Origin of the sequence: Nocardia seriolae NBRC 15557, assembly GCF_007990715.1 — a bacterium.
Taxonomy (GTDB): Bacteria; Actinomycetota; Actinomycetes; order Mycobacteriales; family Mycobacteriaceae; genus Nocardia; species Nocardia seriolae.
On the sequence record NZ_BJWY01000001.1, the window covers coordinates 126,152 to 136,555 of the forward strand.

The following is a 10,404-nucleotide window of genomic DNA, read 5'->3' on the forward strand; positions in this document are numbered from 1 at the left end:
CAGTAGGCGATCTGGCGCGCGGCCATGGATTCGGCATCGGATTCCGAACCGAGCAGCTCGCGCTGCCAGATGCTGAAGTCCTGGTACTGCACCGGCAGCGGGGCCCACGCGGGCTCCTGACCGGCGACGCGCGCCAGGTAGGCGGCGGTCATGTCGCGCGAGAGCGGACCGAACGAGAAGCCGTCCGCCGCAATGTGATGCACGACGAACGCGACCGCGAGATCGACATCGTCGGACTCGGCCGCGGCGTGACGGCCCAGTTCCGGCGCGACCCGGAAGACCCGCACGCGAATCGGCAGCTGGGTCGAGACGTCGAACCCGGCGGAGGCGAATTCCGCCAGCGCGGTGGGCAGTTCGGCCTCGGCGAGGTCGGCCACCTCGATGCCCAGCTCCACCTCGTCGACCGGCAGCACCCGCTGGAAGCCGCCGTCGCCGGACTCGGGGAAGATGGTGCGCAGCGATTCCTGGCGCGCCACCACGTCGGTCAGCGCCAGCTGCAGGGCCTCGATATCGACCTGCCCGCGCAACCGCACCACGAAGGGCAGGTTGTAGGTCGGGACGGTGGGGTCGAACTGGTTGAGGAACCACATGCGCTGCTGTGCCAGCGACAGCGGCACCCGCTCCGGGCGCTGCTGCGCCACCAGCGGCGGCCGCGAGACGTCCGAGGGCCCAGCGGCTTCCACGCGCGCGGCCAGACCCGCCACGGTCGGGGTCTCGAACAGCGCGCGCACACCCAGCCGGGTGCTGAACGCCGCCGAGATACGCGCCACCACCTGGGTGGCGACCAGCGAGTTGCCGCCCAGATCGAAGAAGTTGTCATCCACGCCGACCCGCTCGTGCCCGAGCACATCGGCGAACACGCCCGCCACGATCTCCTCGGCGGCGGTGCGCGGCGCCCGATAACCGGCGGCGTCCGCGCTGAACACCGGCTCGGGCAGGGCCTTGCGGTCCAGCTTGCCGGAGGTGTTGAGCGGGAAGGCATCCAGCACCGTGATCGACGCCGGGACCATGTACGACGGCAGCTTCTCCGCGGCGAAGCGGGTCAGCTCGGCCGGGTCGACGCTCTGTCCCGGCACCGGCACCACGTAGGCGACCAGCTGCTGACCGGTCGCGGTGTCCATCACCAGGACGGCGGCCTGGCTGACGGTCGGATGGGCCAGCAGGTCGGTCTCGATCTCGCCGAGCTCGATGCGCTGACCGCGGAACTTCACCTGGAAGTCGGTGCGGCCGATGTACTCCAGCGCGCCCGCCTCGTTCCAGCGAACGAGGTCACCGGTGCGGTACATGCGTTCGCCGTTGGGCGACAACGGATTCGCCACGAAGCGATCCGAGGTCAGATCCGGGCGACCCTTGTACCCGCGCGCCAGCTGACGGCCCGCCAGATACAGCTCACCCGCGGCACCGATGGCGGCCGGGCGCAGCCGCGAATCCAGAACGTAGACCTCGACATTCCACTCGGGCATACCGATCGGTACCGTGACGGTGTCGGCGGCGGTGTTCTCCCAGTAGGTCACCGAGACCGCGGCCTCGGTCGGTCCGTACAGGTTGTGCAGCCCCGCGTCGGTGATCTCGCGGAAGCCCGCGCCGGTCTCCGGCGGCAGCGCCTCACCGATCACGAAAACGTAGCGCAGCGAGGCGCATTGGACCCGGGTGGCGTGCGCGACGAACACCGTCAGCATCGACGGCACGAAGTCGGTGACCGTGACGCCGTGGCGCTCGATCATATCGGCCACGTACAGCGGGTCGCGGTGACCGTCGGGGGTGGCCACCAGCAGCTTCGCGCCGACCAGCAGCGGCATGAAGTAGCCCCACAGCGACACGTCGAAGGTCTGCGCGGTCTTCTGCAGGTACACATCGTCCGCGGTCATCGGATACTCGTCGAGCATCCAGAGTTCCTGGTTGACGATGGCGTGGTGGGTGACCGCGACGCCCTTGGGGCGGCCGGTGGAACCCGAGGTGTAGATGACGTAGGCGGTGTTGTCCGGGCGCAGCGGGGACAGCCGATCCGCGTCCGCCACCGGCTCTGCGGAGAAGCCGGAGACGTCGAGGGTGTCGATCTCCAAGCGCCGCACCCCAGCCGCGGAGCTTGCGGAGCGGCCATTGGACGCAGTCGGCAGTTCCAGGTCGTCGCGCGAGCTGGTCAGCACGCAGACCGGTGCCGCGGACTCGAGGATGTAGGCGGTGCGATCGGCCGGGTGATCCGGGTCGATCGGCACGTACGCGCCACCGGCGCGCAGCACCGCGTGCATGCCGACGACCAGCTCCAGCGAGCGCCGCATGCCCAGGGCGACAAGCGATTCCGGGCCGACGCCGTCGGCGATCAGGAAGCGGGCCAGGCGGTTGACGCGCGCGCCGAACTCGGCATACGTCAGCTGCTCGCCCTCGAACTCGACGGCGACATTGTCCGGGGTGAGCGGAATCTGCTTGTCCAGCAAGGCCGGAAGCGTGGTGGTCGGCACCTCGTGCGCCGACTCGTTCCACTCGACCAGGGTCTTGGCGCGTTCGGTCTCGCCGGTGATCGGCAGGCCCCACACGGCCTGGCTCTCCCCCGCCGCCAGGAAGCGGTCGAAGAACTCCAGGAACCGCGCGTGGTGGCTGCGCGTCTCGTCCTCGGAGTACAGGTTCGGGTTGGTCTCGAAGTCGATGTGGTTCCGGGTGCCCTTCACCGACTGGTAGAAGTTGACGCCCAGGTCCTCGATGGCACCGGTGGACAGCACGCTGTACTCACCGGTGATGTCGCCCAGCACGACCTCGTTGTGGAACAACATGATGTTGACCCACGGGCCGAAGAACTGCGCACCGACATCACCGCCGGAGAACTCGCCCGCGGCGTCGCGGCGTATGTCCTCGGCGCGGTAGCGCTGGTGCCGCAGCGCACCCGACACCGCGACCGTCACCTGCGCGAGCAGCTCGGTCACGGTGGTGCCGTGCCCGACGTGCAGGCGCAGCGGCACGATGTTCGAGGCCGCGCCGCCCGAGCGGCGCATGATCGCGGTGGTGCGCGCGGTCACCGGGAGGCTGAGGATGACGTCCTCGCTGCCGGTCCACTGCGCGAGGTAGGCGGCGAAACCCGCGATCAGCAGCCCGGCGGGCGAGGATTCGTGGCGGGCCACGGCGGCGTCCAGCAGCGAGGACTGATCCCCGGTGAGCGCGCCGGTGGCAATGCGGTTCACGGCCGCGGGCGGCGCGGAACGCCCGACCAGGCTGGTGCCGTCCTCGAGTCCGGCGACCCGCTCGGCCCAGTACTCCTTGTCGGCCTTGAAACGGCTGGAGTCGCGGTAGGCGAATTCCTGCTCGACCAGGGTGGGCAGGTCGGTCAGCTTGTGCGGCGCGGGCTCGACGCCGCGCACGTACGCGGTGTAGAGCTCGGCGACGCGGGTCATGTAGGTCACCGCGCCGAAACCGTCCAGCACGATGTGGTGGATGCGGGCGTACCAGTAGTCATGGCCCTCGGCCAGTTTCACCATGGCCGTCTTGATGAGACGGTCGCGGGTGAGGTCCAGCGGGGCGCTGTAGTCGGCGCGCATCCAGGCCTGGGCGGCCGCGGCCGGATCGGCCTCGCCGCTCAGGTCGACGTGATAGATGGTGCGATCCAGCGACTGGTCCACCATCTGCATCGGCTCGCCGTCACGCTCGACGATGCGCAGGAAGCCCGATCCGAACTCCTCCGAGCCGCAGACCATGGCGCGTTCGAGCAACTCGATGTCGAGTTCGCCGCGCAACTCCACGTACTGGGCGATATTGATCGGTACCTGCGGGTCCAGATGCTGGGAGTACCAGATACCGAGCTGCGCGGGCGACAGTGGGAAAAGCGCACCCGATCCCGGAGCGATTTCGCTGCCAGCTTCGCCGTTGCCGCCGAAATCCAGCCGGTCCAACACAAACCTCGCTTCCGGAACACCACGCCGCGCAGCGTTCCCCGCCGAAAACCCGAACAGGACGCCACAGCCGCTTCAGCGTGGCGGCCAGGATTCGGGGCTCACTTCACCGTTTAATGAGACTCCCTGGGGTATCCCCCCAGCTGGCCGATCTTGTTACATGGGCACGACCACACCCACCGGCCTCGGCCGGGTCACAGTCGCGGAATTGGTGACGGACACTCGGCCCAATCTACCGTCAGCGCGCAACCCGCAACCAGAAAGGGCCATCGCCCTTAGCTATCATCGCATTTCGGCCTTTCAGCCAGTGATATGCGACCTATCGCGAGCAGGATCGTACAGGTGTGACCGCGCGCAGTTGACTGCTTCCGCAAGCGCTCCGCCGACCAGGATCACCGCGGCTTGCCGCAGGTCCGCGGCCTCCACCTGATCCGCGATGGTCGTCAGCGTGCCGCGCAGCACCACCTGCTCGGGCTGGGTCGCGCGGTACACCACGGCAACCGGGCAGTCCGCCCCGTAATCGGGCGTCAACTCCTCTGCCAGCGTCCGGATCCGCGTGATAGCGAGATGCAATATCAGGGTTGCCCGGGTGCGGGCGAAGTTCGCCAGCGCCTCAGAATCGGGCATAACGGTCGAACGGGCTTGTGTGCGAGTCAACACCACCGACTGCACCTGCTCCGGCACCGTCAGCTCCGCGCCCAGCAGGGCAGCGGCCGCCGCATACGCGGGCACCCCCGGCGTCACGTCCCACGGGATCCCCAGCGCGTCCAGCCGCCGCTTCTGCTCGGTCAGCGCCGAATAGATGGACGGATCCCCCGAGCACAGCCGGGCGACATCCTTGCCCTCGGCGTGTGCCCGCGCACAGTGCCCGATGATCTCGTCCAGATCCAGCTTCTGGGTATCGATCAACTCGGCATCCGGCGCGCAGTGCCCCAGCACCTCGGGATCCAGATACGTCCCCGCGTACAGGCACATCGCCGACCGCCGCAGCAGCTCGACCGCCCGCACGGTCAGCAGATCCGCCGCCCCCGGCCCGGCCCCGATGAAGTGCACCGTCATCGGGCGAGTCTCGCACACCGGGCCACCGGCGGAATTTCAGCCGCTGACTTCGAAATTGGTGAGGACCTTGGTCGGGCGCAGGCGTACGACGAGTTCGCCCGGCACGCCGTTGCGCTTGCCGAACTCCTCGGCGCGCTCGGGGCCCATGTAGCGGGACCCGATATCGGTGGCGGTGCGCACCAGCTCGACAGGATCCTCGGAGACCTCGGCCACACCCTGGACCTGGACGAAGGAGTAGGGCGGGGCCGCGACGTCGACGCACAGGGTCAGGCGGCCGTCGCGGAGGATGGAGCGGCCCTTGGCGGTGTCCTTGCCGGTATTGAAGACGATCTCGTCACCCTCGAGCACGAACCAGATCGGTGTGACCAGCGGGCGGCCGTCACCGGACAGGAAGGCCAGCTTGCCGGTGCGGGTGCCTTCGGACAGGAACTCGCGCACGCGCGGATCGGAGATCGAAGTCATGCCGTCACCGTACGGTCCCGGCGGCCCGATACCCGGGAAGCGCGCGTCTCAGATGGCCCCGCGCTCGCGGGCCCGGGCCACCGCGGAGGTGCGGGACTTCACACCGAGCTTCGAATAGATGTGGACCAGATGGGATTTCACGGTCGTCTCGGACAGGAACAGGCGCTTGCCGATCTCCCGGTTGGAGTGGCCGTCGGCGACCAGCCGCAGCACCTCGATCTCGCGAGGGCTCAGGGTGGTGTCGGGCTTGCGGACCCGGGTCATGAGGCGGGAGGCGACCGACGGGGACAGCACGCTCTCGCCCTCGGCGGCGGAGCGGACCGCGGCGAGCAGTTCGGCGGGCGGGGTGTCCTTGAGGATGTAGCCGACCGCGCCCGCCTCGATCGCGCCGAGAATGTCGGCGTCGGTGTCGTAGTTGGTGACCACCAGCACATTCGGCGGGTTCGGGAGGTCGCGCAGGGCGGCGGTGGCGTCCGCGCCGGACTTGCCGGGGCCGAAGCGCAGATCCATCAGGACCAGGTCGACGGGGGTCGTCGAGCAGAAGGCAACGGACTCTTCGGCCGTCGCCACCTCGCCCACGACTTCGATGTCGTCGCAATCGGTTTCGGCGACGCTGGAATCCAGCAGGGCGCGCAGACCCGCGCGGACGATGGCGTGGTCGTCGGCGAGGAGGATGCGGATCATTGCTTCTCCGGGGTGATTTGGTCCTCCAAGGGGAAGGAGATGGTGACGGCGGTGTGGCCGGGCTCGGATTCGACGTCCATGGTGCCGCCCTGCTGCTCCACACGATTGCGCATGGCGTTGAGACCGAAGCTGCCGGAGGGTGATTCGGCCAGCACGGCGGGATCGATCCCGACCCCGTCATCGACCACGTCCAGGTGCACGGCGTCATCGGCGTAGGTCAGGGTGATGCGCATGCGCTGAGCGTGGGCGTGGCGCACCACGTTCGAGACCGCGCCCTGGGTGATGCGCACCAGGGCGGCCTCGATGGGCATGGGCAGGGCCTGCGGCTCCCCCTCCACCAGCACCTGCGCGTCCAGGCCCGGTGCGGCGACCCGCTCGGCGACCCGGTTGAGCGCGCCCGCCAGGGACTGCCCCTCCAAGGGCGCTGGCGTGAGTTCGGCGATGAGATGGCGGGTTTCGACCAGGCTGTCCGCGGCGGTCGCGCGGGCCAGCCGGATCTTCTCCAGCGCCGGATGATCCGGGGCGGCGCGCTCCACCGCGTGCAGCAGCAACTGAATGCTGCTGAGCCCCTGGGCGACCGTGTCGTGGATCTCCTGCGCCAGGCGCTCGCGCTCGGCCATCTTGCCCGCGGTGCGCTCCTGTTCGGCGAGAGTGTTTCTGGTGGCGAGCAATTCGTCGATGAGGCGCTGGCGCTCCGCGGCCTCGTGGAACAGCGCCTGGTAGCCGAGACCGATGGCGACCGCGACCAGCGCGCCCAGCAGCGGCCCGATCACGCCCGCCAGCGTCCAGCCACGGTGCGCCGCGAACCCGACGACGGCCACGACGGTGGCCACGGTCACCGCGAGCAGGCCCCAATTGCGCGGCAGCAGATGCAGATACAGGAAGAACAGGCCGAAGACGAGGTACACCGAGAGCGGGGCGACGGACACCAGCCCCAGCCACAGCAGGGTCAGCAGGCCCAGCCAGACGCGGGCCGCGACCAGGCTGCGGCGATAGCGACCCCCGGCGAAGTAGACGCCGAGGAAGACGCCCGCGAGCACCACGACCAGGATCCGATGCGATCCGGCGAGGAGCTCCTGCACCGCCACCACGATGGTGAGCGCCACCACCATGACATGCAGGCCCACCTGCAGGGCGGAGAAGACCGGGGTCAGCGGCGAGCGATGCACGCGACCAGCTTATGCCCGGCTATTGGCGCGGCATCCATCGAAAGTAGGAAACGCCGACCCATCCTTGGCTGGGGCCCGAACCGTCCCGCTCGACGATGGTTTCCGGGGTCCGCGGCGACACAGTGGAATCATGTTCGTCGCACTCAGAGATCTGCGGGCCGCCCGCGGCCGCTTCCTCCTCATTTCGCTGGTGGTCACTCTGGTCGCGCTGCTGGTGAGCTTCCTCAGTGGCCTGACCGCCGGGCTCGCACACCAGAACATTTCCGCCATCGAATCGCTGAACACCGACACCGTGGTGTTCTCCGACACCGGTTCCGCACCGTCCTTCGACGCCTCGACCCTGACCAGCGAGCAGGTGCAGACCTGGCAGCGCGCCGGCGGCACCGTCGACCCGATCGGCATCAGCCGCACCCGCGCCACCCTCGACGGCGCGTCGCCCACCCAGGTGGCGCTGTTCGGCGTGCAGGGCACCCCGTTCGGCAAGCGCGTGGCAACCGACTCCGGCTCGGTCATCCTGTCCAAGGCCGCCGCCAAGGACCTGGACGCGAAGGCCGGCGACACCGTGGAGCTCGGCGCGGCCAGCTACACCGTGCAGGGCGTCACCGACGACGACTGGTACGCCCACACCCCCGTGGTGTGGATGACCCTGTCGGACTGGCAGACCCTCAACCCGCACGCGGGCGCGGCCACCATCCTCGCCGTCTCCGGCGTGAGCGAGGAGAAGGCCGTCAACGACACCGCGCGCACCACCACGACCAGCACCGAGGATTCGCTGCAGGCGATGTCGTCCTACAAGGCCGAAAACGGCTCGCTGACCCTCATGACGGTCATGCTCTTCGCCATCTCCGCCCTGGTGATCGGCGCGTTCTTCACGGTGTGGACCGTGCAGCGCCAGCCCGATATCGCGACCCTGAAGGCCCTCGGCGCGACCACCGGTTCCCTGATCCGGGATGCCCTGAGCCAGGCGCTCATCGTGCTGCTGCTCGGCGTCGGCGTGGGCGTCGGAATCACCGCCGTCGCGAGCCTGTTCATGGGCGGCGCAGTGCCTTTCGTGCTCAGCGTGAGCACCACCCTGTTCCCCGCCGCGGCCCTGATCGTCCTCGGCCTGCTGGGCGCCGCCTTCGCCCTGCGCTTCCTCGTCACCACCGATCCGCTCACGGCCCTCAACCAGGCCCGTTGAGCACCATCCGACTTCCCCTGCCTCCCAGGAGCATTGCGATGACCAACGCACTCACCGTCTCCGACCTGACCCTCACCTTCCCCGACGGCGCGGAACGCATCACCGCCCTCGACAACGTGCACCTGCGCGTGGCGGGCGGCGAGATCGCGGCCCTTACCGGCCCGTCCGGTTCCGGCAAGTCGACCCTGCTGGCCACCGTGTCCACCCTGCTGAGCCCCGAATCGGGCCGCGTGGAACTCGAAACCGCCACCGGCACCGTGGATCTCACCGCCCTGAGCCGCGGCGACGCCGCGACCCTGCGCCGCAGTTCCATCGGCATCGTGTTCCAGCAGTCGAACCTGATCCCCGCGCTGACCTGTGTCGAACAGCTCGAGGCCATGGTCCACCTGGGCCAGTCCTGGTTCGTCTCCCCCGCCATGCGCCGCGAAGCCCGTTCGCGCGCAAGGGATCTGCTGGCGGCCGTGGGTCTGTCGGGTCACGAGAACAAGCGGCCCGCCCAGCTCTCCGGCGGCCAGCGCCAGCGCGTCAATATCGCCCGGGCGCTCATGAACGACCCGTCGCTGCTGGTCATCGACGAGCCGACCAGCGCCCTGGATCAGGAGCGCGGCGCGGCCATCATCGACCTGATCGTCGGCATCGTCCGCGACCACGGGGCATCCACCCTGCTGGTCACCCACGACCTGTCGCACCTGGACCAGATGGACAGCGTCTACCGCATGGTCGACGGCGTGCTCACCCAGCAGAAGGCCGCGCTCGCCGCCTGATCGTTTACACGGGCGTGACCGGTTGCGGATGCATTGCGCGGCGGGATCGGTCAGGCTGGGATGACGGCCAGCGAAGGGAGCGACGGTGGAGTTCCAGGTGCCAGTCATCGACATCAGCGCCTACGTGAGCGGCGGGACCGCAGACCGGCGGCGCGAAACCGCGCGGCGCATCGACGATGCCGCGCGGACCGTCGGGTTCATGCAGATCACGGGGCACGCCGTGCCGCGCCCCGTGATCGACGACTTCGCGGCGGCATTGGATTCGTTCTTCGCACTCCCGCTGGAAGCCAAGGCGGCCTACCGCACGGCACCGTCCATCAACCGCGGCTACTCCCCGCCGAAGAGCGAAAGCCTCAGCCTCAGCCTGGGAGTCGAATCCGCGACCCGAATGAACGACTTCTTCGAAGCCTTCAATGTCGGCGTCGCCACCACCGACTGCCCCGGCCTGGATCTACCCGCCGAGGACTACGCCGAAAACCTCTGGCCCACAGAACTTCCCCAGTTCTCCACAGCCATCGGAACCTATTTCTCCCGAGCCGCCCGCGTTGCCCGCACCCTGACCACGATCTTCGCCGACGCCCTCGAACTCCCGCCCGGCTTCTTCGACCGTTTCACCGACCACTCCCTCGACGTGCTGCGCATGAACAACTACGCGCTGCCGCCCGGAACCGTCGATCTCGACGGCGATCTCACCGGCATGAGCGAACACACCGACTACGGCATAGTCACCGTCCTCTGGGCCGACCAGGCCCCGGGCCTCCAGGTCCTCGACGCCGACGGCACCTGGCACGACGTCCAACCCGCCGACAATGCCCTCCTGGTCAACCTCGGCGACCTGATGGCCCGCTGGACCAACGAACAATGGCTCTCGACCCTCCACCGAGTGAAACCACCGATTATCAACGGCACCATCCAACGCCGCCGCAGCGCCGCCTACTTCCACGACGGCAATATCGACGCACTGATCCAAACACTCCCATCTTGTCTCGGCGCTGGAAGCAAATACGCCCCCGTAACCGTCGCCGACCATATCCGCGCCAAACTCGCCGGTTCCCGTGGCCTGCAATCGAATACAAATGCCGAACGCGAAGCAGCAAGAGTATTAGCAGCAACCGATCGGTATTAGCGAAAACCTAAGCGATACTGGACATTTCGGGTTCCCCGCCCTCGAATTCGGCAGTAAAATTAGCTCATGGGTTCGAAGGCAA

8 protein-coding genes (1 of these 8 running past the window's edge) are annotated in these 10,404 nt (G+C 68.5%); 3 read left to right on the plus strand and 5 right to left on the minus strand.

All coding sequences use genetic code 11. The features are described 5' to 3' along the window. The 5 genes from NS2_RS00450 to NS2_RS00470 form a co-directional block, all read right to left on the minus strand. A protein-coding gene (locus tag NS2_RS00450; RefSeq protein ID WP_147207044.1) for a non-ribosomal peptide synthase/polyketide synthase crosses the window boundary here: on the minus strand, nt 1–3,878 show its beginning. 40,501 nt of this gene lie to the left of the window's left edge; only the first 3,878 of its 44,379 coding nucleotides appear in the window; its start codon is at nt 3,876–3,878; its stop codon lies beyond the left edge, outside the window. 300 nt (nt 3,879–4,178) lie between these two features. After that, nucleotides 4,179–4,937: a precorrin-4 C(11)-methyltransferase gene (cobM, locus tag NS2_RS00455; protein WP_033090534.1), complete on the minus strand. Its 759-nt coding sequence runs from the start codon at nt 4,935–4,937 to the stop codon at nt 4,179–4,181. A gap of 36 nt (nt 4,938–4,973) precedes the next feature. After that, nucleotides 4,974–5,399 carry a PPOX class F420-dependent oxidoreductase gene (locus NS2_RS00460; protein ID WP_033090528.1) on the minus strand — a complete coding sequence of 142 codons (426 nt, stop codon included), beginning with the start codon at nt 5,397–5,399 and terminating at the stop codon, nt 4,974–4,976. Between the two features lie 48 nt (nt 5,400–5,447). Next, nucleotides 5,448–6,083, minus strand: coding sequence for a LuxR C-terminal-related transcriptional regulator (locus NS2_RS00465; protein WP_033090529.1), 636 nt, complete (start codon nt 6,081–6,083; stop codon nt 5,448–5,450). Then, nucleotides 6,080–7,252 (minus strand): sensor histidine kinase, encoded by a 1,173-nt coding sequence (locus NS2_RS00470; RefSeq protein WP_033090530.1) that lies wholly within the window; start codon nt 7,250–7,252, stop codon nt 6,080–6,082. Before NS2_RS00470 ends, NS2_RS00465 begins: the two co-directional genes overlap by 4 nt. A gap of 130 nt (nt 7,253–7,382) precedes the next feature. On the opposite strand from NS2_RS00470, the gene NS2_RS00475 reads away from it, so the two are divergent. The 3 genes from NS2_RS00475 (at nt 7,383) to NS2_RS00485 (ending at nt 10,322) form a co-directional block, all read left to right on the plus strand. Further along, a complete protein-coding gene (locus NS2_RS00475; RefSeq protein WP_033090531.1) occupies nt 7,383–8,432 on the plus strand; it encodes an ABC transporter permease in 1,050 nt (349 codons plus the stop codon). A gap of 38 nt (nt 8,433–8,470) precedes the next feature. Next, nucleotides 8,471–9,196 carry an ABC transporter ATP-binding protein gene (locus tag NS2_RS00480; RefSeq protein WP_033090532.1) on the plus strand — a complete coding sequence of 242 codons (726 nt, stop codon included), beginning with the start codon at nt 8,471–8,473 and terminating at the stop codon, nt 9,194–9,196. A 97-nt stretch (nt 9,197–9,293) separates the two neighbouring features. Beyond that, nucleotides 9,294–10,322, plus strand: a complete 1,029-nt coding sequence (locus tag NS2_RS00485) for an isopenicillin N synthase family dioxygenase (RefSeq protein WP_235264014.1) — start codon at nt 9,294–9,296, stop codon at nt 10,320–10,322. Nucleotides 10,323–10,404: the final 82 nt, after the last annotated feature.

Bases quoted from the DNA above. Each gene is read 5' to 3' on its own strand.
- NS2_RS00475 (WP_033090531.1), top strand. From the start codon at position 7,383: ATGTTCGTCGCACTCAGAGATCTGCGGGCCGCCCGCGGCCGCTTCCTC.
- NS2_RS00465 (WP_033090529.1), bottom strand. From the start codon at position 6,083: ATGATCCGCATCCTCCTCGCCGACGACCACGCCATCGTCCGCGCGGGT.
- NS2_RS00460 (WP_033090528.1), bottom strand. From the start codon at position 5,399: ATGACTTCGATCTCCGATCCGCGCGTGCGCGAGTTCCTGTCCGAAGGC.
- cobM (WP_033090534.1), bottom strand. From the start codon at position 4,937: ATGACGGTGCACTTCATCGGGGCCGGGCCGGGGGCGGCGGATCTGCTG.
- NS2_RS00480 (WP_033090532.1), top strand. From the start codon at position 8,471: ATGACCAACGCACTCACCGTCTCCGACCTGACCCTCACCTTCCCCGAC.